20 protein-coding genes are annotated in these 23,419 nt (G+C 25.5%); 18 read left to right on the forward strand and 2 right to left on the reverse strand.

What is annotated here, in order from left to right; translation table 4 throughout:
- The first annotated feature begins 11 nt into the window (after positions 1 to 11).
- From SGLAD_RS01155 to SGLAD_RS01230, 16 genes are all read left to right on the forward strand, one after another.
- The gene (locus tag SGLAD_RS01155; protein ID WP_134297207.1) at positions 12 to 374 is read left to right on the forward strand and encodes a SemiSWEET family sugar transporter; all 363 of its coding nucleotides are present in this window, start codon (positions 12 to 14) and stop codon (positions 372 to 374) included.
- Positions 374 to 781 (forward strand): SemiSWEET family sugar transporter, encoded by a 408-nt coding sequence (locus tag SGLAD_RS01160; RefSeq protein ID WP_134297208.1) that lies wholly within the window; start codon positions 374 to 376, stop codon positions 779 to 781. The genes SGLAD_RS01155 and SGLAD_RS01160 overlap by 1 nt, the downstream gene beginning before the upstream one ends.
- Positions 781 to 1,257: a hypothetical protein gene (locus tag SGLAD_RS01165; RefSeq protein ID WP_134297209.1), complete on the forward strand. Its 477-nt coding sequence runs from the start codon at positions 781 to 783 to the stop codon at positions 1,255 to 1,257. Before SGLAD_RS01160 ends, SGLAD_RS01165 begins: the two co-directional genes overlap by 1 nt.
- A gap of 74 nt (positions 1,258 to 1,331) precedes the next feature.
- A complete protein-coding gene (typA, locus tag SGLAD_RS01170) occupies positions 1,332 to 3,155 on the forward strand; it encodes a translational GTPase TypA (protein WP_134297210.1) in 1,824 nt (607 codons plus the stop codon).
- A gap of 115 nt (positions 3,156 to 3,270) precedes the next feature.
- Positions 3,271 to 4,629, forward strand: coding sequence for a phosphopyruvate hydratase (gene eno / locus SGLAD_RS01175; protein ID WP_134297211.1), 1,359 nt, complete (start codon positions 3,271 to 3,273; stop codon positions 4,627 to 4,629).
- Positions 4,630 to 4,690: 61 nt separating this feature from the next.
- A complete protein-coding gene (locus SGLAD_RS01180; protein ID WP_134297212.1) occupies positions 4,691 to 5,674 on the forward strand; it encodes a phosphatase PAP2 family protein in 984 nt (327 codons plus the stop codon).
- Entirely contained in the window at positions 5,667 to 6,089 is a 423-nt protein-coding gene (ruvX, locus tag SGLAD_RS01185; protein WP_134297213.1) for a Holliday junction resolvase RuvX, read from the forward strand. Before SGLAD_RS01180 ends, ruvX begins: the two co-directional genes overlap by 8 nt.
- A gap of 26 nt (positions 6,090 to 6,115) precedes the next feature.
- Positions 6,116 to 6,682, forward strand: coding sequence for a hypoxanthine phosphoribosyltransferase (hpt, locus tag SGLAD_RS01190; RefSeq protein WP_134297214.1), 567 nt, complete (start codon positions 6,116 to 6,118; stop codon positions 6,680 to 6,682).
- A 108-nt stretch (positions 6,683 to 6,790) separates the two neighbouring features.
- On the forward strand, positions 6,791 to 7,759 hold the full coding sequence (gene pfkA, locus SGLAD_RS01195; protein ID WP_134297215.1) for a 6-phosphofructokinase: 969 nt from the start codon (positions 6,791 to 6,793) through the stop codon (positions 7,757 to 7,759).
- Between the two features lie 24 nt (positions 7,760 to 7,783).
- A complete protein-coding gene (gene pyk, locus SGLAD_RS01200) occupies positions 7,784 to 9,238 on the forward strand; it encodes a pyruvate kinase (RefSeq protein ID WP_134297216.1) in 1,455 nt (484 codons plus the stop codon).
- 83 nt (positions 9,239 to 9,321) lie between these two features.
- Positions 9,322 to 10,764, forward strand: a complete 1,443-nt coding sequence (gene pyk / locus SGLAD_RS01205; protein ID WP_134297217.1) for a pyruvate kinase — start codon at positions 9,322 to 9,324, stop codon at positions 10,762 to 10,764.
- Positions 10,765 to 10,942: 178 nt separating this feature from the next.
- On the forward strand, positions 10,943 to 11,257 hold the full coding sequence (locus tag SGLAD_RS01210; RefSeq protein WP_134297218.1) for a PTS sugar transporter subunit IIB: 315 nt from the start codon (positions 10,943 to 10,945) through the stop codon (positions 11,255 to 11,257).
- Between the two features lie 120 nt (positions 11,258 to 11,377).
- The gene (locus tag SGLAD_RS01215) at positions 11,378 to 13,816 is read left to right on the forward strand and encodes a PTS transporter subunit EIIC (RefSeq protein WP_134297219.1); all 2,439 of its coding nucleotides are present in this window, start codon (positions 11,378 to 11,380) and stop codon (positions 13,814 to 13,816) included.
- A gap of 15 nt (positions 13,817 to 13,831) precedes the next feature.
- Complete coding sequence (locus tag SGLAD_RS01220) at positions 13,832 to 15,319, forward strand: glycoside hydrolase family 1 protein (protein ID WP_134297220.1); 1,488 nt, start codon at positions 13,832 to 13,834, stop codon at positions 15,317 to 15,319.
- A gap of 66 nt (positions 15,320 to 15,385) precedes the next feature.
- On the forward strand, positions 15,386 to 15,646 hold the full coding sequence (locus SGLAD_RS01225; RefSeq protein WP_134297221.1) for a hypothetical protein: 261 nt from the start codon (positions 15,386 to 15,388) through the stop codon (positions 15,644 to 15,646).
- Positions 15,647 to 15,657: 11 nt separating this feature from the next.
- Complete coding sequence (locus tag SGLAD_RS01230) at positions 15,658 to 16,284, forward strand: hypothetical protein (RefSeq protein WP_134297222.1); 627 nt, start codon at positions 15,658 to 15,660, stop codon at positions 16,282 to 16,284.
- A 1,014-nt stretch (positions 16,285 to 17,298) separates the two neighbouring features.
- Here SGLAD_RS01230 and SGLAD_RS05520 read toward each other — a convergent pair.
- Positions 17,299 to 17,454, reverse strand: a complete 156-nt coding sequence (locus SGLAD_RS05520; RefSeq protein ID WP_425057113.1) for an IS3 family transposase — start codon at positions 17,452 to 17,454, stop codon at positions 17,299 to 17,301.
- 306 nt (positions 17,455 to 17,760) lie between these two features.
- Complete coding sequence (locus tag SGLAD_RS05295) at positions 17,761 to 17,934, reverse strand: hypothetical protein (protein ID WP_166739149.1); 174 nt, start codon at positions 17,932 to 17,934, stop codon at positions 17,761 to 17,763.
- A gap of 466 nt (positions 17,935 to 18,400) precedes the next feature.
- On the opposite strand from SGLAD_RS05295, the gene SGLAD_RS01240 reads away from it, so the two are divergent.
- Together SGLAD_RS01240 and SGLAD_RS01245 are read left to right on the forward strand one after the other, a co-directional pair.
- Positions 18,401 to 19,849 carry a hypothetical protein gene (locus SGLAD_RS01240; RefSeq protein ID WP_134297224.1) on the forward strand — a complete coding sequence of 483 codons (1,449 nt, stop codon included), beginning with the start codon at positions 18,401 to 18,403 and terminating at the stop codon, positions 19,847 to 19,849.
- A gap of 216 nt (positions 19,850 to 20,065) precedes the next feature.
- Positions 20,066 to 21,751 (forward strand): hypothetical protein, encoded by a 1,686-nt coding sequence (locus SGLAD_RS01245; RefSeq protein WP_134297225.1) that lies wholly within the window; start codon positions 20,066 to 20,068, stop codon positions 21,749 to 21,751.
- The last annotated feature ends 1,668 nt before the right edge of the window (positions 21,752 to 23,419 follow it).

The following is a 23,419-nucleotide window of genomic DNA, read 5'->3' on the forward strand; positions in this document are numbered from 1 at the left end:
AAGGAGAAAATATGAGTTTTAATGATATTTTAAGTTGAATAGCTTCAATTTCGTTGGTTAGTTCTTTAATACCTCAAATAATTAGAATTGCACAAAGAAGAAGTGCAAAAGATGTTAGTTTAATAACTATTTTATTTTTTGTTATAGGAAATGGAATTTGAGTTGTATATGCTGCTTTAATAAACTATGTGCAGTTGCTTGTTACAAATACATTGCTTTGTTCGTTTGGTTGAATTTTATTAATATTAAAAACAATAAGTAGTTATAAATATAAAAAGTATCTGAATTTTATCCATAATAATGAACATATTTTAAATTTAAATGAAGAAGATTTAATAAATTTAATTAATAAATCAAGTAAGGAGAAAAAATAATGTCAGAATCCTTACAAGTTTTTATTAAAGTTTTAAGTTGAATAGCAACAGTTTTTAGTTGTATAAGATTAATGCCTCAATGTATTAAAATTATTAAAACAAAATCTGTAAACGATGTTTCGTTATCAATGTATATAATATGAACAATATCAGCTATTTTATGAATTACCACTTCAGCCTTACTAATTCCTCCAAATTGACCATTAATAGTTACAAATATTATTGCTGGGTTGACATCATTGGTGATATTAATTTTAAAATTAGTATCAATATTACAAAATAAAAGAATTGTAGTTGAAAAAAACCTTAACGAAGATAAAATTAATTTGTTAAGAAAAAAATATGTAAATATTTTGTTAAAACAACAAAAACAAGAAATAAAAAATAAGAAAGAGAAAAACATTTAATGAAAAAAGTTTTAAGCTTTTTAAGCGCTATTATCTTTAATGTTTCAATTTTTTCAACAATAGTTTCATGTGGAACTGGTAAAAACACTTTAATTGGAGAAGAATTAGAATATATTGACAAAAAAAGCGACAAAGATTTGTGTGAAATTTTAGAAAACGAAATAATTGTTGATAAATCATTAAACTACGATTATGAAGATAGTAATTTTTTAGAAGATAAAAATAAAAAAATTCCAGGAAGTTTAATAGATAAAAAGTTTTTTAATCCAATTAAAAAACTTTTTAAACAAACAACCGATTTAAAAGAATCATCTCTTGAAGGAAATGATCGTGAACAACGTTTTATTACAATTGCAGGTAAAAAAAAAGACATTGAATTTACATTAAATTTTGTTATCTACAGAGTTTTTAGTAACTCTAGCAATTATAAATTTGGAGCAGAATTTTTTAAAAAAATAAAAATACCACAAGAATAATTTAATTCTTTTATAAAAACCTTATAAAGTTTGGTATTATTTTTTTATGTAAAACATTTGGGAGAAAATTAAAAATGAATAAAAAAATTATAAATATAGCCGTAATAGCCCACGTTGATGCTGGAAAGTCAACATTAGTGGATGCTTTTTTAAGTCAAGCAGGAGTTTTTAGAGCTAATGAAGAAGTAAAAGAGCAAGTTATGGATAGTAACGATCAAGAAAGAGAACGTGGAATTACTATTTATTCAAAAAACTGTGCAATAGAATATAATGATTACAAAATTAATATTGTTGATACACCAGGCCATGCTGATTTTTCAAGTGAAGTTGAAAGAATTATGAAAACAGTTGATACAGTTATTTTGTTGGTTGATTCTTCAGAAGGGCCAATGCCTCAAACAAGATTTGTACTTTCAAAAGCTTTAGAACTAGGTCTAAAACCAATTCTTTTAATTAATAAAATCGATAAAAAAGATCAAAGAGCTTTAGAAGTTGTTGATGAAGTTTTAGAATTATTTATGGAATTAGATGCAAATGATGAACAATTAGAATTTAAAACTTTATTTGGGATCGCAAGAGAAGGAATCGCTCAATATTCAATGGATAAAGAATCAAAAGACTTGTCACCATTATTTGAAACAATAATAAAACAAGTTGGAAATTATCCACTAGAATTAGTTGAACAAGATGCACAACTACAAATTTCTTCTTTGGCATATGACTCATTTATTGGTAGATTAGGAATTGGTAGATTATTTAAAGGAACTCTAAAAGAAGGACAACAAGTATCTATTTCAAAAAATGATGGTTCAATTAATAGAGAAAAAATTTCAGGTTTATTTGTATACCAAGGATTAAAAAGAGTTTCTGTTAAAGAAGCACAAGCTGGAGATATTGTTGTAATTTCAGGGATTAAAGATTTAACAATTGGAGATACAGTTAATAATGTTGATAAAATTGACCCATTACCTCCAATTATTATTGAAGAACCAACTATGAGTATGAACTTTTTAGTTAATACCTCACCATTTGCAGGAAAAGTTGGTAAATTTGTTACTACAAGAAACATTAAAGAAAGATTAGATAAAGAACTAGAAGTTAATGTAGGTTTAAAAGTTGAAGCTTTAACTGACTCTAGTGCTGATGGATTTAAAGTTCTTGGTAGAGGAGAATTACACCTTTCAGTTTTAATAGAATCAATGAGAAGAGAAGGTTTTGAATTAGGAATATCAAGACCAGAAGTAGTTTTTAAAGTTGGTCCAAATAAAGAAAAATTAGAACCAATTGAAAAAGTTATTGTTGATGTACCAAGTGAATATTCAGGAACTGTAATTAACAAACTTAATTTAAGAAAAGGAAAAATGTTAGACATGGATTCTGATGGAGTAAGAGATAAAGTTACTTACTCAGTTCCAACTCGTGGGCTAATTGGATTTAAATCTGAATTTACAAATGACACAAGAGGTGAAGGTGTTATGGTTAAATCGCTTGTTGGTTATGAAGAGTATCGTGGTCCAATTGAAGGTAGAAATAATGGTGTATTAATTTCAATGGCAAGTGGTGTTTCACTTCCCTATGCTTTAAACAACTTAGAAGACCGAGGAATTTTATTTATCGGTCCCCAAGTACAAGTTTATGATGGAATGATTGTTGGACTACACTCAAAAGATAATGATTTAGAAGTTAACCCAACAAATGCAAAAAAACTTACAAATACTAGATCAAGTGGAACTGATGATGCTATTAAATTAACACCACCAAGAAAGTTCACTTTAGAAGAAGCACTTGATTTTATTGAATGAGATGAACTTGTAGAAGTCACTCCAGATGATGTTAGATTAAGAAAAAAATGACTTTCAAGCAATGAAAGAAAACAACATAGAAATGATCCTCATTAGGGAAAATTTCTATTTTTTTTAATATTTTTTAAAAAATATTCTAGTAAAATCCTTAAAAAACTTACTCATAATAACTAATTAGGTTTATTATAAAAGAGTAAGGAGAGAAACACATATGTCAAAAATAGTTAAAGTAGTAGCACGTGAAGTATTAGACTCACGTGGATTTCCAACAGTTCAAGTAGATGTAGAAACTGAATTTGGAGGACGTGGATCAGCTAAAGTTCCATCAGGAGCATCAACTGGTTCAAGAGAAGCATTAGAATTAAGAGATGGAGATAAAAAACGTTTCGGTGGAAAAGGAGTATTAAAAGCCGTAGCAAATGTTAATGACAAAATTGCAAAATTAGTTATTGGTATGGATGCTTTTAATCAAATTGAAATCGACAAAGCAATGATCAAATTAGATGGTGATGATTTCAAAAAAAACTTAGGAGCTAACGCAATCTTAGGTGTATCATTAGCAGTTGCAAAAGCAGCAGCAGATGAATTGGACATTCCACTATACAGATATATTGGTGGGGTAAATGCAAGAAGATTACCAGTTCCAATGTTAAATGTTATAAACGGAGGAGCTCATGCAGATAGTGCAATTGACTTCCAAGAATTTATGATCATGCCAGTTGGAGCACCAACTTTTAGTGAAGCATTAAGATGAGCTTCAGAAGTATTTCAAACATTAAAATCAATTCTACACGAAAAAGGTGATGTAACTGCAGTTGGAGATGAAGGTGGATTTGCACCTCACTTTGGTTGAGCATACAAAAACGAAAAAGATTTAAATGAATATAAAGCAAAAACACCAGTTGAAGTTGCATTAGACTTATTAGTTGAAGCAATTGAAAAAGCAGGTTATAAAACTGGAGAAGAAGGTATTATGATCGCAATGGATGCTGCAAACTCAGAATTATACAAAGAAGATGGAAAATACCACTTCAAAAAAATAGAAGAAAGAACTGGACAAGAATGAGCATTAACTACTGAAGAAATGGTAAACTTCTTAGGTAAATTAAATGACAACTATCCAATTATTTCAATTGAAGATGGATTAGCAGAATCTGATTGAGATGGATTTATCAAACAAGTTCAAGAACAAGGAACTAAAATCCAAATCGTTGGAGATGACTTATATGTAACAAATCCAAAAATTACTGCTGAAGGAATTGCAAAAGGTGCATCAAACTCAGTTTTAATTAAGTTAAACCAAATTGGTACATTAACTGAAACTATTGAAACAATTCAAATGGCTCAAAAAGCTGGTTGAACAGCTGTTGCATCTCACCGTTCAGGAGAAACAGAAGACTCAACAATCGCAGATCTTGCTGTTGCTTTAAACACAGGGCAAATTAAAACAGGTTCAATGTCAAGATCTGATAGAATTGCAAAATACAATAGATTATTAGAAATTGAAGCAGAACTTGGAGATTCTGCAATTTATGATGGTATTAAATCATTCTATAACTTAAAAAAATAACAACTAATCAAAACTCTATTTATAGAGTTTTTTTTGTGTATAATTTTTTAAGAGGTAAAGTATGCTATTTAAAACTAAAAAAAACAATTTAATATTTTGAATAATTAGTTTTTTAATATTTTTTTCTATATTTACAATTGCTTCAATCTATGATTATGATATATCTTTAAAAAATTTTGAAAATTATAATCAAAATAATATTTTTTTAGAACTTATAATGTATGTTTTTAATATTTATGGTCATTCAATAATAAGTTTTCCAGTTTATATCTCTATAACTCTTGCAACATTTTTAGTTTTTAAAAAAAATAAAGAAGGTTTTAAAAAATATATAAAAATAATTATTAGTATTTTTTATGGAAGTTTATTTTTATTATCTTTATTGTTTTTTAGTTTTTATAAATCAATTGAAGATTGAAATGAAACTAAATCAATTAACCAATTAATTATTCAATTAACAATATCATCAGTCGCTCTATTATTAGGGATATTAACAATAATATTTATACACTTAATTTTTTATACAAATAAAATAATTAAAACAAAAATTGATATTGAAAAAGTTGGATTTAATGCAGTGCTTTGTTTAATATTCATTTTAATAAGCATGGTTGTTGTTTACATCTTAAAAATTGGTGTAGCAAGACCAAGACCAAGAGAAATATTTAATTTAGAAAATCCTAAGGATGCTTTTAAATATCCTTTTGAAATTAGTATTAAAAACAGAAGTGGACAAAGCTTTCCTTCAGGTCACACTCAATCAGCTTGTAGTGTTTTTGGACTATTGTTTTTTATTGATAAAAAAAATAATCTTTGTAAAAAACTCTATTATTATTTATTAGTCATTTTTTCAATATTAGCAATACTAACTGGTGTTTCAAGAATTTTAATATTAGCTCACTTTTTAACAGATGTACTAATGGCATATTTTATTTGTTTAGTAGCATTTTTGATTACAAAGTATTGATTACCAAAATACTTAATTAAAAAAGAAATTTCATATAAAGAAAAAATATCTCAAAAAAAAGGAAATAAAAATGGCTAAATATATTGGACTAGATATTGGATCAAAAACAATTGGAGTTGCTACAAGTGAAGGGTTTTTAGCAAATCCCTACAAAACAATAAGATTTGAAGAAAATAATTTTGTAGAAGCCATTAACCTTTTAAAAGAAATTTTAGATCAAGAAGGTTATGAAAAAATAATATATGGTTATCCAATTAATATGGATGGTTCTATTGGTCACCGAGTTGAAATGGTAGAATTAGTTATTAACCTTTTAAAAGAAAAATTAAACTTAAATGATGAAAAACTTGTTAAAGTTGATGAAAGACTTACAACAAGAATGGCTAAAGCAATTTTAATTGAAGCAAATATGAGTAGAAAAAAACAAAAAGTTAATAAAGATCAATTAGCAGCACGATTAATTTTAGAAACTTTTTTACAAAATAATAATTAGTATAAAATAATTTTATGGAGGAATTTATGCAGCACCCGCTTGTAAAAGAAATATTATTATCAAAAGAAGAAATTGAAACCAGAGTTAAAGAATTAGGAAAAGAAGTTTCAGATTATTATAAAAGCCAACAGGTAAAAGATAACACAGTTATATTAGTAGGTTTATTAAAAGGTTGCGTACCTTTTATGGCAAAATTTATAGAGAACTTTGATTATCAATGTCAAACTGAATATATGAAAGTATCATCATACGAAGGAACAACTCAATCAACAGGTAAAGTAAATGTACTATTGGACTTAGGAGTATCAATTGAAGAAAAAACTGTTCTTTTAGTTGAAGATATTATTGATACTGGATTAACTGTTCAATATGTTAAAGAATATTTGTTAGCAAGAAAACCAAAAGATGTAAAAATCATTGCTTTAGTTGATAAACCAGAAGGCAGAAAAGTTGAAGTAAACTTAGACTGATGTGGTTTTTCAATACCAAACAAATTTGTAGTAGGTTGTGGTCTTGATTATGATGAAAGATTAAGAAATTTACCATATATTGCAGTTTGTGATACAGATAAATTAGATGATTGAAAATGATAAATATCTAAATTTTTAAAACCAAATTGGTTTTTTTATTTTGCAAATTTTTGAATTATTTATTACTAAACAAATAATAGTTATATAATATTTAAGATGGAGGCATTAATTATGATTAAAAAAATAGGAGTACTTACTTCAGGTGGGGACTCTCCGGGAATGAATGCTGCAATCAGTGCAGTTGTAAAATCAGCAATTTCAAAAGGAATTGAAGCGTATGTAATTAGAGAAGGTTACAAAGGATTGATTAATAAATGAATTGAAAAAGTTGATACAACTTTTGCTTCAGATATTATTTCAAGAGGTGGAACAATTATAGGGTCAGCTAGATTTCCTGAATTTAAAGAAGAATCAGTTCGAAAAATCGCTGTTGAAAACTTGAAAGAATTTGGAATTGAAGCATTAGTAGTAATAGGTGGAGATGGAAGTTATCAAGGTGCTGAAAAACTTACAAATTTAGGTATAAATTGTATTGGATTGCCAGGTACAATCGACAATGATATTGTTTCTTCAGATTACACAATTGGATTTGACACTGCTTTAAATACAGTTGTTAGATCAATTGATCAAATAAGAGATACTATGCAATCACATAGTAGATGTAGTGTTGTTGAAATTATGGGAAATGGATGTGGAGATTTAACTCTTTATGCAGCAACTGCAACTGGAGCAGAAGTCTTTTCAACAAAAGAAAGTTTTTTAACAGAAGAAGAAATTTGTCAAGAAGTAAAGAACTTAGCAAAAGCTGGTAAAAGAAGTGTTGTTGTAGCTGTTGCAGAAAAATTATATGATGCACATAGTTTAGCAACAAAAATTGAAGAAGCTTCAGGTTATGTTACTAGAGCGACTGTTTTAGGACATGTTCAAAGAGGTGGAAGTCCAACTGCAATGGATAGATATTTAGCAGTAAATGCAGGAATATTTGCTGTTGAACAATTAATCGAAGGAAAAGGTGGATTATATATTGGTATGAGCGATAACAAGCTTGTGGCAAGAGATATTAACTCAACATTAAACATGCCAAAACCAGATAAATCTCAAGAATATCAAAAAGCAAGAAAAAATAACTTATCAATTTAAATTTACAAAAAAGGAGAAAGTGTTATGCAAAAAGCTATTGAATTTTATGAACCTAATCAATTAGAAAAAAAAATTAAAAGGACAAAAATAGTCACAACAATTGGGCCTAGTACAAACACAAAAGATTCAATTAGAAAATTATTAGAAAATGGAATGAATGTTGTTAGATTGAATTTCTCTCACGGAACACAAGAAGAGCATATTGCAAAAATTAAAAGCGTTTTAGAGTTAAGAGAAGAAGAACAAAAACCAATTTCAATTCTTTTAGATACAAAAGGACCAGAAATTCGTGTTGGAAAAATGATTAATGGATCTCAAGAAATAAAAGCTGGTAGTGATATTAGAATTTATACATTAGAAGAAGAGTACAAAAATAGAGAATGTAATGCTAATGAAATGACAGTATCATATGATATGAGTATTGATTTAAAAGTGGGAGACACAATCTTAGTTGATGATGGGAAATTAACAATGCATGTTGTAAGTGTTGAACCAGGCGTTATTAGTTGTAAAGCATTTAATCATCATATTGTAAAAACTAACAAAAGAATTAACTTACCAGGGGTTGACTTTTCATTACCATTTTTAAGTGAAAAAGATATTTCAGATATAAGATTTGGAGCAAATAGTAAAATTGACTATATTGCAGCATCGTTTGTAAATACTGCACAAAATGTAAATGACATAAGAGCCATTTTAAAAGAAGAAAACGCAGAACATATTCAAATCATTTCAAAAATTGAATCAAAAATTGGAATCTTTAATATTGATGAAATTGTTGATGCTAGTGATGGAATAATGGTTGCTAGAGGAGATTTAGGATTAGAAATACCTTACTATGAAGTTCCTCATTGAGAAAAAGAAATTATTAGAAAATGTCGTGAAAAAGGAAAAATTTGTATTGTAGCAACTCAAATGTTAGAGTCAATGACAGATAATCCTCAACCAACTAGAGCAGAAGTAACTGATGTGTATTATGCAACAGAATTAGGAGCAGATGCAACAATGTTAAGTGGAGAATCTGCTGCAGGAATTTATCCTTTTATAACAACTCATACAATGGCAACTATTAATAAACGTGCTGAATTAAATTTTTATGGAAAAATTTATTATGATAGAGCATTAGAAATGGCTAGAAATTCAACAAGTGGACATAGAGCAAGAATTGCAGATGAATTAGCAAACATAACTAGAAATGGAAAATATGAGTATGTTGTTGTTCTTTCAAGAACAGGAGAACTTTTAAAAACTATTTCTAAATTTAGACCTAATGTAACAATATTAGGAGTAGTAGAAGATGAAAAACTTTGAAATGCCTTTGGTTGTTGACATTCAATCTTTATGAATAAAGTTGATAAAATTGATGATATTGTTAAAAAGCCAGATTTAGCAGCTGAAATAGCTCGTTTATGAGGAGCTAAAAAAGGTGAAGAAATTTTAATAGTTAGATCAGAAGATATTAAAACTCACATTGTTTAAAAAAAGGGTTAAATCCCCTTTTTTTATGTAGAAATGTTATTAAATGTTATAATTTTAATTGTAAAACAAATAAGGAGATAAATATGAAAACTTATAACTTAAAAGAAAAAGTAAAAAGAACAAAAATTATTACAACTCTTGGACCTTCAGTTCATTCAAAAGAAGCTATTAATGAATTATTTGAAAACGGAATGACAACAATCCGTTTAAACTTCTCACATGCTGATTTTTCAGAACACGGAGAAAGATTCGATTGAGTAAAAGAATTAAGAGAAGAAATTAACAAACCAATTTCAATTCTTTTAGATACAAAAGGACCAGAAATTCGTGTTGGAAAAATGAAAGATGGAAAGCAAGAAATAAAAGCAGGAACAGAAATTACAGTTTATACAGATCCTGAATCATTTTCATCAAGAGAGTGTGGACCAACTGAATTACAAATGTCATATGATATGTCTCAAGATGTTAAAGTTGGAGATACAGTTTTAATTGATGATGGAAAATTAACAACTCATGTTACTAGTGTTGATAAAGATAAAAAAATAGTTATGTGTAAAGCATTTAACAGACATGTTGTTAAAACTAACAAACGTGTTAATTTACCAGGTGTAGACTTTACTTTACCATTCTTGGCTGAAAAAGATTACAATGACATTAAATTTGGAATTAAACAAGGTATTGATTATATCGCAGCATCATTTGTAAATTCAGCTGATAATGTTGCTGAAATTAGAAAATTATTAAAAGAAGAAAATGCAGAACATGTGCAAATTATTTCAAAAATTGAATCACAAATCGCAATTGATAATATTGATTCAATTATTGAAGCAAGCGATGGAATAATGATTGCAAGAGGGGATTTAGGTTTAGAAATTCCTTATTACGAAGTTCCTTTCCAAGAAAAAAGAATTATTAGAAAATGTCGTGAAAAAGGAAAATTAGTAGTAGTTGCAACTCAAATGTTAGAATCAATGACAGAAAACCCTCAACCAACTAGAGCAGAAGTAACTGATGTTTACTATGCAACAGAATTGGGAGCAGATTCAACTATGTTGAGTGGAGAATCTGCAAATGGAGATTTCCCATTTATTACAACTGAAACTATGGCAACAATTAACAAACGTGCAGAAATTGAATTTTATACTAAATTATATTATGAAAAACAGTTAGAAAATGCTAGAAAATCAACAAGTGGTCAAAGAGCAGATATTGCAAACCAATTAGCAAATACTTCAATTGATGGAAAATATGAATATGCTGTTGTTGCTTCAAGAACAGGAGAACTTTTAAAAACTATTTCTAAATTTAGACCTAACGTAACAATATTGGGAGTAAGTGCAGAACCAAAATTATGAACTGCTTTTGGTGTATGACACTCAATCTTTATGAACAGAGTAGATGATTTTGACGCATTTTTAGATGATCATAAAGCAATAATTAATGTTGCAAAAAGCTGAGGAGCTAAATCAGGAGAAAAAATCTTATTTGTAAGAAATGAAAACATAACAGAATTAGTAGTAGATTAATAAAAAAGAATTTTGATTTTTCAAAATTCTTTTTTATTTTAAAAAACTTTTTATAAATTGATGTTCTAAAATAAAAAAATAGAGTATTAGTAATAAATTAGTTTGCTAAAAAAAATTACAAATAATGCTTGTTATTTCGGAAAAATATTCTATAATAATAATGAAAGGAAATAAATATATGTTAAGAATTTTACTATGTTGTTCAGCAGGAATGTCTACAAGTATGTTGGTTTCAAAAATGCAATCAGCTGCACGTCGTGAAGGTTTAGAATGTGTTATTGAAGCTATGAGTATTACAGAAGGAAAACAACAAATTGATAAATGAGACGTTATAATGTTAGGACCGCAAGTTGGTTATGGTTTAAAAGAATTTGAATCTATAACTAAAAAACCTGTAGCAATTATTCCAGCACCAATTTATGCTGTGGCTAAAGGAGCCGAAGCAATCCAAATGGCAAAAGAAATGGCTAAAAAGGCAGGTGTACAATTTTAACAAAAATTATTATTTATTAAGTGTATTTTTAAAGTTTATTTAGGAAGTGTGAATAATTAAAAAGACTATTAATTTCATTTTTTTAATTAAAAATTTGTAAATTAATTAGGAGGACAAAATATGAATACAGAAAAAGGATCAGCCAATTCCAAAATTAAAGACTGATTTGGTAAAAAATTTGTTCCTGCTATGAATAGATTAGGTTCTCAAAGGCATCTTGCTGCTATGCGTGATGCATTTGGAACATTATTACCTTTAACTATTACAGGTTCATTAGGATTAATCATTGGTTCTATTGGATTTGCGGGGGGAGGTTCTGGATTTGTATCTATTTTAGGATTAATTGCTAAAATGGTGCACCCAGATTATGCTAATGCAGAAATAACAAATTTTATACAATCAGATCCAGTTTTTTCAAAAATTTGATTAATTGGTACATATACTTTTAACCAATTAAATACTATAACAATTGGTTATACAGCGATTTGATTTTCATTTACTTTGGGATATTTCTTGTCACTAAGTAGAAACTTCAAATCACCAATCTTAGCAGGGTTTGCTTCAACAATTGGTTTTATGGCAACAACTATGGGAAACGTAGACTTCTTTAAAGGAGCTGAAGGTCTAATCTCTGCTATTATATTTGGTATTATTGCAACAGAATTGTTTGTTTATTTATCAAATGTAAGAGCGTTATATATAAAATTACCAGATGGAGTACCACCAAGTGTTAGTAAATCATTTGCAGTATTTCTACCATTCTTAATCACAGCATTAATTATGGCAGGAATGAATTTAGTTGTATTTATTCCAGCATTTTTCTTTAAGGACTTTTTTAGAGTAAATACTTCTCAATTTTTCTCAGCAACTAATGATGCTAATGCAAATACTTTAAAAGCATTATTTGATGCAATTAAAAATTCTACAGATGGAATTATGGATGAAACAGCATTTCAAGCATGACTTGCTAAAGCTCCAGCTGGAATCCAAAATATGGATCAAGATTTATTAAAATCAATTATTAAAAGTTTAAATGAATTAACAAATAGTAATTTATCTGAAACTCAAATGTTTGAAAAACTAAAAACAATGTATGAAGGTTATTCAGGAACAGAACAACAATACTTTACAACAGTATTTGCTTTTATGAGTGGAATGGCTAAAGAAATTTATTCATTTAATTCATTAGCATCAATGCAATTTATTGAACAAAATGGTAACTTAATATTCTTATTAAAATATCAAGCTGTTTCAATTAACTACGACCAATTTGGTTTATCAGCTGCTATTTATCAATTCTTTGTATCATTCTTATTAACTTTTGCTAAAGGATCAGGAGGATTAGGACTTGCATTAGCATATGCATTCTTTATCTCATTCTTATGATTCTTTGGAATTCATGGATCAAATGTTGTTAATGGTGCATTTTCACCAATTTGATCTATGTTAAATATTATTAACTTAACACTAATATCTGCCGTTGGATATGAAACAGCTGTAAAAACTGGAGAAATGGGTACATTTGCAGCACCGATATTTGACTGTTTTATGAATGTTGGTGGATCTGGAGCTTCTCTTGCCCTAATTGTTGGTACATTTGTATTCTCTAAAAGACAAGATAATAAAAAAATATCAACTTATGCGGGACCTTGTGGAGTCTTTCAAATTAACGAACCAATTGTATTTGGTTTCCCAATCGTATTAAATAGTAGATATTTAGCGCCATTTATACTAGCTCCAATGGTTAATATCTTTATTGCGTGATTAGCTTCACCAGATGTAATGAATTTAACAGGTTATGCAGTACTTACTGTACCATGAACTACTCCATTCTTTATAGCATCACCATTAACTTATATTTATGGTGCTGGATGAGCATTTGTTGTAGCACTGGTGTGTTTTGCAGCATCATTTGGAATATACACTCCATTTATAATCATGGACAATATTCTTCACTTCAAAAAAATTAGAAAAGAAAATATTGAAGAATACAATAGACAAATGAGATTCTTCAACGATCCATTCTACAGAGCTGGTGAAAAATTAGCAAACAAAGTAGAAAGAATTGTTAGTGGTGGAGAAGCAGCAATTGGAAATGCAGAATCACAAAATAGATTCTGAGAACAAAAAGTAACTGACCCAGTTAAATTAGAAAATAGAAAAGCAAGAAACTTAGATGTTGCAAATATTAAAGTTGATTTCTATGACTATAAAGCTGAAGTTGTTAAAGAAATTGGTGAATCAAGAAATAATATTTATAAAGAAGCTTGAGAAAAACCAAGAAGAATTAATGAACTAAAATTTGATTTACATGAAAAATTACTTTCAAAACAAGTAACAGATATTAAATCAGAAAAACTTGCTTTACAAGAAAAAATTAAAGCTATTAAAGAAGAATTTGTTGCAAAAATGCCTTCAATTAAAGAAGAACAAGCAAAAGCTAAAGCAACTCATTCACAATTTAAAAAATCAAAAATAGATCAAGTTAAAGCAAGAAAAGCAGAAATGATTTCAAAAATTAAAGAAGTCAAAGAAGCTTACAAAGCTAAAAAAGGATAAATTTAAGAGGTAATTATGAAAGAATTTCTATTTAGTGCATCAACTTGTGCTCTTCAAATTGAAGGAGCAAGATCGCTAGGTGGAAGAAGTCAATCAATTTGAGATGAATTTACAAAAAGAAATTATTGTATACCTCCTGTTGGTAAAGCGATCAGAGAAATAAATAGTATTGAAGTTGCAGCAGATTTTTATCATAAATATAAAACTGATGCAAGAATTATGAATAAATTGGGTTTAAACGCTTTTGTATATAATATGGATTGAACTAGAATCTATCCAAAAGATGAACATTACTTAAATCCAGAAGGTATAAAATTTTACATCGACTTCTTTAGTGAGTTTGTTGATAAAAATATTAAACCTATACCAGTTTTATTTCATTGAGATACACCACTATGAGCAGAGGTTAGAGGGGGATTTCAAAATCCAGAAATCCAAAATTGATTTCGTAATTATGTCAAAACATGTTTCAAACATCTGGGTAAATACACAGATGTTTGATTTGTTTCAGATGAAAATTCATCTTTTACTAAAGATGCATATCTAAGTGATTACTTACCACCTCAAAAGGTAGGCAAACTAAACTTTGTTCAAGCACTTCATAATTTAAATATGATAGCTGCAATTGCAAAAGAAGAGTTTGAATCAGCTAAATTAAAAGGTTATGTATCAAAAAATGCGATTATTGGAGTTGATCACGATTGATCGCCTCCAATTGCATATACAGATGAAAAAAATGATTTACAAGCATGTCAAAGATATAATGAATGAAATTTAGAGTTATATTTATCACCAAGTATTAAGGGAGAGTATCCTAAATGTTATTTTGATTATATTAAAAAACATAACTTAAATTTTGAAATAAGTAATGATGATTTAGTCTATTTAAAAAACAATAAACTTGATTTAATTGGCTGAAATTATTATCGACCTGTATTTATAACTCACTCAATAAAAAACTTTTCAAATAATGATTGACATATTCCACCTCAATTTAATGAAGAATTAGATTTATATTATGTATTTCCAAAAGATCAAAAATATACAAAGTGAAATTGATTAATTAATCCAAACCGACTTGTTTCAGGTGCACAAGAACTTTGCCAAATGTATGGTAAAAATATACCAATTATGATATTAGAGAATGGTATGGGTGACTTTGACAATAAAAGTGCAGATATGATTTTAGATACAGATAGGATAAACTACTTATCAGTTCATATTCAAAAAGTTATGGAAGCAAAACAAAAAGGTATAAATTTTATAGGATATTCATTATGAACCTATTGTGATATTTTTTCTCCAAGTGGAGGATATCGAAAAGATTATGGACTAGTAAGTGTTGATTTTAATTCTGCAATTAGAGAAAGAAAACCTAAACTTAGTTATGTTTGATATAAAAATGTAATTAAAAACAAAGGTTTAAAACTTGATTTTGATATGAATCAACTAGTTGAAGAATTACAAAAAACTCTTGATGAGTGAGATTTATTTTTTAAATAGTAAGTTAAATTTTATTTGAAGCTTTAAAAATTATTGTAAAATTAAAAAAAGAATAGGAATAGTTATATGATAATACAACCAATTTTATTTGAAATATTTCAAGCATCAACAAATAGTCCAAAAGGATTAGATTGATTGTTTATTGTATTAATATTATTTTTTATAGTAGCTCCTGGAATAATTTGAGTAGGATTATCTTTTTATACAAAAGCAAGAAGAAAACCAATACCAAGAATAAACTGAATTATGCTTGGTATACAACTTGGTGGAATATTTGCAGCTATTTTAATTTTAATATTAAGTGGTTTAGTAAATACAAATAGTTAGAGGAGTTGTAAATGAAAAAATTTGAAGTTAAAGATAAAGTTTTAATAAAATTTGGAGATGATTATCGAAAACTAAAAGGTGACTTTGATCGTTTAGAAAAAAAATTTGAACAAAAAGTTTATAATTCTTTATTAGATGAAAATAAAAGAGTTCAAATTATGATAAAAAAGGCTCTTATTAAAGCGCCAGTTGAAGAAGTTTTTAAAGCATTTGTAAAGTCAGCTATTAATGATTTAAATCCAAATATTGATTTAAATGAAATTGAAGAAGGATGTTTTGGTATAACTTCAAAAAAAACTAATAATCAAACTTTTAGAATTGAAACTTATGAAGTTGAAGAAGAATTTTCAATTAAATATTATAGTAAAACTAATTCATACTCACGTTGTGTAAAATTTAAACCTTCAAAAAATAATACTAAAATTAAATACACAGATACAAATATTGGAATGGAAACAGTTTTTGGTCTTAAACAAAATTATTTAAAAGGAATTTATCAAAAAACAAGAAATATATCTTTTCAAATACAAATTTTAAATCTTAAATTAGAGATTGAAAAATTAGATGAAAAAACAATTAATAAATATAATGAAAAACTTCAAAAATTAAATTTAAAACTTCAAAAATATCAAAGATAAAAAACATCAAGATTAGCTTATTTATAAAACAATTTTTAAGCATAATCTTGATGTTTTTATTTTTAAAAAAAGTAAAACTGTTGATTGTAAGAGATTATCTTACAAAAAAACAATATATTAATATATACTTATTTTTTCTTTTCTTATTAAAGAATTGTCAATAACTATATTTTCACAGACTTTCCATTTTTGGTGGTTTAATAAAATCTAGTTTTTCTTTTTTGATTGTATATTTATTACCGTGAAGTCTATTTTTGTCTATTTCATTAAGTTATAAATATAATTGCCGATTAAAGAATAATATTTATTATCTTGAGTTTTCATAACCATAATTTTTGTTTTTGTTTTTAAATAAAGGAACTTAAACCTAAAAAACATAAATATACTTTGTCAAGTCTACAAAAAATTTATAAGAATACTTTGAAATTATTTGAAGTATTCTTTTTATGTGGAATAAAACCGATATAAGCATATGCTGGAGATCTGTTATTTTTAATATTTTTCTTGTAAAGTTATAAAAATTTACATAATTATCTATTACCTTTTTTAGATTAATAAAGTTATTTTGTTTTTAATTCAGTTTTCATTCTTCTGTTAAAAATGAGAAAAAAGTTTCACACTTTACATTATCAATAGAGTTACCATGTCTAGATAATGATATTATCATGTTATTTTTTTAGCATATCATCTTGCAAATGCTGATATATATTGTGTTTTGTTATCAGAATGAATAATAAGTTTTTTTAGATATATCTTTTCTATGAAACGAAGCTTTTTCTAGTGATTTTTTATAAATATTTATATCGTTTTTTAAATATGCTTCATGATCAACTATTAATCCAATATTTACAATTTTTAAACACTTAAATATGCAAATTTTTTATTAAAAGTCATATTTCTAGCATCTGAACTCATAACTCATTTTTTGAATATAAAGATCAATTTCTATTAACATGATTGATGCCATGTGTTATATATTTGACTTTTTTTGGTTTTATATACATTTTTTTATTCTTATAACTGAATACAGTTAAATATTTTAATTATTTTATCTATTTTAGTTTTACTTACCATAACCCCTTTATTATTCAAAATTATTTTAATTCTTGGCACCCCATAAACTCCATTGCGTTTCATAAAAATATCTTTTATTTTATAAGCTAAATTCAAATCTAATTATAAGTCATATTCTGGCTTTTTTTGCATCTGCTATAATAACTATCTCTAGTTATATTTAATTATTTACATGTATAAAAATTGTATATTTATTTTTATATTTATCTATTGTTTTATCATAATTAATTATTTTTTTCCGAAAACTCCATTATTTCATTGAATTTTTCCAAACTTCTTTATCCTTTTCTAATCATTTTAGTTTTTTGTTTAGTTCCGCGATTTTCCTATATTTTAAATCTTTTGAATTAGTTCTGATTTTTTCATTATGTTTGTTATGTTTTCCAGTTTTCAAAAAAGTGATTAATCACCATAAACTTCTCAATCTAAACACATTCATCTAACTGTTGAGTATGATATGTTGTGAGTTTTTGCTAAATCTCTAAAAGATAAATTTTGATTAAAGTACTTGTTTATTAGTTCTTTTTTAGTATCAAAATCTAGAATAATCAACCGGTTTCCTTTTAAAATCGCCACATAAAAAAATTCTCCTTGTTTAATTTTATGTTTTTTTAACATAATGTATTCTTAGAGAATTCTTTTTAATAATTTTTCACTCATTTTTTTACTTAAACATTATTTTTTTTAAAATTTAATTATTTAGAAATTTTAGAAGTTTTTATAATTTAAATAGTTCAAACTGTAATTAATATATATATCTACAACTTTTTGCAACTAAAAGCTTTTCTATTTAAAGTAATCGCTTAAAATAAGTTAAATAGTCTCATTTTTTTATTTTATTAAATAAAAAAATTTTAATTACATAAAATTAATTTTATTATGACAGTATTTAATTTAAAAATTTTTTTAAAGTTATAAAATTATTTAGGAGAAATAAGTAATTAAAAAATTAATTTTAAAGTCACTAGCAATTAGTTTATTTAGTGGTTCGTTAGCACTTGGTATTTCTAAACCTAGTAGTTATAACAATAACACCACTAATTTGTTTAATAAACAAAATGTAAGTGCAAATGAAAAAACGGATTTAGATTTCATTTTGATTGATGAATCAAAGATTGATTTAACATCTATTTTAAATCAAGAAAATTTAACAGATAATCAAATAATTTCTAAAACATTAAAAGATATAGCCGTTAAAAATAGTGAATATAAAAAAGAACTTATAAGTATAATATCGCTTTTGAAGAAAAATGATAATTACTTTTTAGTTACAGGATTAGAAAATCTAAAAAAAGAATTAGCAATAAAAAATAAATCTAAAAGAAGATTAAGTATTGAAGCTACAGATAATAATCCTTATTTCAATGGTGCATTAGAACTTGAGATTATTTTTACAAGAGATAATGTTGTTTATGATTTAACTGAAGTATTAAAAAATAGCAATTTAGGACTTTTAGAAAAAATTAGCGAGCTTGAAATTAAAGATAAAATAATAGAATTAAATCCTTTTTTAAAAGATAAATTTAATTATTTAAAAATATCAGGTATAAATGATACTAGTGCAGATGTTATTTCTGTAAACAATCAAGTTTTTAGTAACAGTGTTCAAGTCTATTACAAAAAAGGTTATGATCTAAGTAAATCTATTAAAAACTCTTATATGGGTAATTTTGAAAGTGTTCCATCAATTTTAGCAGTTAAAGAATTTATTAAGAAAAATAACAAAGATATATTAATAGACAAAATAAACATTATATTTAAAAATGATTATTTTGAATTATCACCTAAAAAAAGTATGGATACTTATTTTGGTACCGCTAGAATAACTTACGGTTTAAAAACTAATATATCTAAAAGCTCAATAACAAATTTAGGAGAAATTATTTTATTAACAAAAAATAGTATATTAGAAAAATTTGCTCGTATAAACAATCTTGATGTAAATAATCTTGAAGTAGTTGATGATAATTTAAGTTATGAAAAAGCAGTTATAAAAGCAAAAACATATTCAATTTATTATGGACAAGTAACTGTTACATATTACAATTACAATGCTTTAACTCCAAACGATTATTCTGGCGAAAAAGCTGTTAATGCATATAGTTCTACTCAAAGAGATTATCATTCTAATACATTTCGATTTGATGCTACTTTAGGGAAAAAAGCATTTTTAGCAACATTAAAAAATATAAAATTTGATATTTGGTTTAGAGCATGAAATAATGAAAATGGTGACTCTCATTTTAACGGTCATCATACAGAAGTTGCTTCTTTAAATTCAAATCCTAATAGCAAGCTAATGTTTGATCATTCTTTTGTGGGAAAAGTAAATTATACAAAAGCTAATTGAACTATAAAATGATGATGAGACAATAACAGGCTTTATATAAATAGTTATATGTATTTTGAAAGTTATGCAAGCGGTTGAAATCCTAGTTGAGCAAAAACTAGTGGAGCATCAACATTGTCAAAAATATATTTTTCTTATTAAAGATAAATATTAATTTTAAAATATTTATGAAGTTTAAAACCAAATATTATTTTATAATATTTGGTTCTTAATATAATAAGATTATTAAAAATATTATTTACTTTATGTTTTAGAACTTATTAGAGGTAATATTCATTTTCAATAATCCTATGGAATAATGATAAAATCTATTTTTTAATGTGTGGTGTATAATTTTGTCATTAATATATAATTAAAATGAAAGGGTGATTAAATGAAAAAATATTATATTTACTTTCTATTTCATATTTTTCGATAACACCAATGAACTATATTATTTCATGTGGTCAAAAACAATTAATAACAGAAGAAGAAATATTTAATATGATTGAAAAAAAAGCAAGTAATAAATATTATTATTATAGTAATGTTTCCGAATTTAAAGAAGTTTTAAAAGAAGAGTTTAAAAATTATAAATATATATATTTTGATGAATTAAATAGCTACGCAGATAAAGGTTGACTAATAAAATTAAGAGAAGAAGATAAGACCAAACAAAATATAAAAGTTAATGTAGAAATTACTAGTGTTATAGAACAAAATAATAGTTATCAACCCGATTACTCAAAATCCAACTCAAAAATTATAAATATTTTAAGAAGCTCTGTTAATGAAATGAGTTTTAAGGATGGAAACTATTACGAGACAAATTATGAAAATAAAAAAATCACTTTACAAATAGAAAACTTTAATTTGTTAGAAAATATAAAATATCAAATAAGCGATAATTCAGATCAAATATCAAAATTTGAGTATGATAAATTGGATAAGTCTAAAATTAACATTGAAGTTAAATTAAATAAATCAGAAGCAGATAAAAAAATTATTATCATTTTTAGTGCTGATAATGCTATTAACGACACTAAGGTTATTATTAATAATAAAACTTCATATAATGCATCTAATGAAATGGTTAGTTCAATAAATAGTTGAGTTTATTCATCTTGAGGTGAAAAAACAAAAATAATAATGAATAGTAATAATTATAAAAACGTTAAAGTTAAACCTGTGAATAAAAATTTGACATTAGTACAAGATTTTAAAGCTACAGGAAATGAACTAAGCGGCTATGTTATGTTTAATGAAATGGAATTTAATACAATAAACAAATTGACAGAAATTAAATTAGAAGTGAGTGAAGAAACAGATACTTTTTTAAGTATTGTAACAATTGAACTGTCTCCTATTATACCAATTAATTGAAAACCTCAATCATATATAAATTTAGAAGTAAATGAAGAACAAAAGTTTTTAGTTCAAGATGATAACAAAAATGTAAAAATATTGATAAGTAGTGAAGAAAGAAAAGAAAATAACATAATTTTTAAAAATGGGAAAAGTACAAAAAATTATATTGATTATTCAAATGAAAAATCAATCGATATTGAGGCTTGGATGTATAATAAAAATAATAATAAAAGTAGCATAACAATTGAAGCTGATCATTTGTTTAAACTAGATAATTCAAAAGAATTTTCTATAAAGTATAAAACCGATTATAATATTGAAGTTCTTAGATATTATTATAAAAATCCAAATTGGGAAGTTACACCTAATATTTTTAATATAAAACCACAAAATGATAAAACATTAAGCTGAAAAATAAGTGATAAAAAAATTATAGTTGATACTAATGCTGAATCATTTTACTTTCTTATAAAAACAGATATTTTTAGAAGAACAAATTGTGAAATTACATACATATCTGCTGTTAACTCACTGATTTCTAAAATTAACTATACAAAACCTGATACTATAAATGATTTTACATCCGTTGAAATCAAATATGATCTTGATGACCTTATAAAAGAGAAACAAATTTTAATATTTTGAACCATAAACGGATTTGCAGATGATATAGAGATGATAATAAATTATGTATAGAAAAAATCAATATAAAAAAACCTTTTAAAAAACTATTTTTTTATATTAAATGTCAATAACTAATTTATTTTTTCAAACTTTATTTTTTAGTTTTTATTAAATTTAAATATTTGTATAATCATTTAAAAGATAATTATGAAGAAATTATTGAATTTTTTATTAATAGGTGTTAGTAGTAGCGTAAGCTTAAATTCTACAAATACAAATCCCAGAATAAATACTACTATTAAGGATAAAAAAATATAGATAAAAAATATTCTGAATAAAAAATTATTATTGGTAAAAAAACAAATATTATTGATACATGAGTTGAACTTCTAAAAGCTGTTGATATAATAAAAAGATTTGTTGAAGTAGGAAACGTATTAATGTTAGAAATTATGAGAATAGCAAAATAGATTTTTTAAACAATATAAATTGATTAGTATTGTAGTGGAAATTGGAGTAAGTTATTTTACAAATTATTTAAATTCAGAGTGTGCTATACGTTTTTATGATAATTATAAGTTTGATATAATTACAAAGAGGAATTAATAAAGATTATTAAAAAGTATTTTATAAAGATTTTTATTCAAATATAGGAAGAATGTATGTTCTTCTTAAAGTTTATATAGAAGAGTTTTGAGGTAATGATAGATTTGTTATAAAAACATGAATAAAAAGTATTTTACATAATGAAATTTATTCTGACTAAACAAATATGCAAAGTGAAATAGAATTTAAAAAATATAAATTTACTATATACTAAAATATTTGCTTAATTTTTTAAAAAAAAGAAGGTAAATCTTCTTTTTTGACTTTTAAACTTAATTTAAAATATTTTAAAAAATTATTTTGATTGTAAGCGATAATGTCGCAAAAAAACTGATTTATTATATTTTTTTCTTATATTTTTCTTTTCTTATTAAATATATTTAAACAGATATATTTCTAAGGATTTTCAATTTTTGTAATTTCATAGATTCTGTTTCTTATTTTTTAATTGTATAGTTATTCACATGAAGTCTATGGTCATTTATTTCTATTAATTCATAAGCTTCATTGCTAATTGAAGAATAATATTTATCATCTTAAGTTTCATAACCCTAACTCTCGTTTTTAGTTTTAAATACAGAGTTTCATAACCCGAATAAACAAATCATTTTTTATTATCTTAATCAATACTTGAACCTTTATTACAATTCTTGTGGTCCTATATGAAAACCATTTAGGATTCTTTATAAATTTTTCTTAGAACTATTTTATAATTATCAATAAAAGTTAAATATTTTTTATTATATTATTTAATCAGTCTAGGCAAATAACCTTCTAACTTATCAACTATTTTAATTCGAATTCTTTGAGATCATCTTATTTGTGATGTGCCAAAAGTTGTATAAACCAAAGCTTTTTATTAGGGGATAAAAGTAATTTATGTTGATATTTTTAAAGAATGGAAAATAAAATGTAATTGAGTATGAAGCTCTGAATAGTCTTTAGAGTCTCTAATTACTTTGAAAATAAATACATTTTAATTATAAGTTTCATTCTTCATAGGAATATCATAATTTATAAAGGTTTCTTTATAAACTTTATAATACCTCTTAATTGTTTCAGACTCGCTAAAATGTCTTGCTAAATTTCTTTTGTAGGCTTATCAACCATAATGTGTAAATGACTTTTTATTTC

The sequence above is a fragment of the Spiroplasma gladiatoris genome, from assembly GCF_004379335.1.
GTDB classification, from domain to species: domain Bacteria; phylum Bacillota_I; class Bacilli_A; order Mycoplasmatales; family Mycoplasmataceae; genus Spiroplasma_A; species Spiroplasma_A gladiatoris.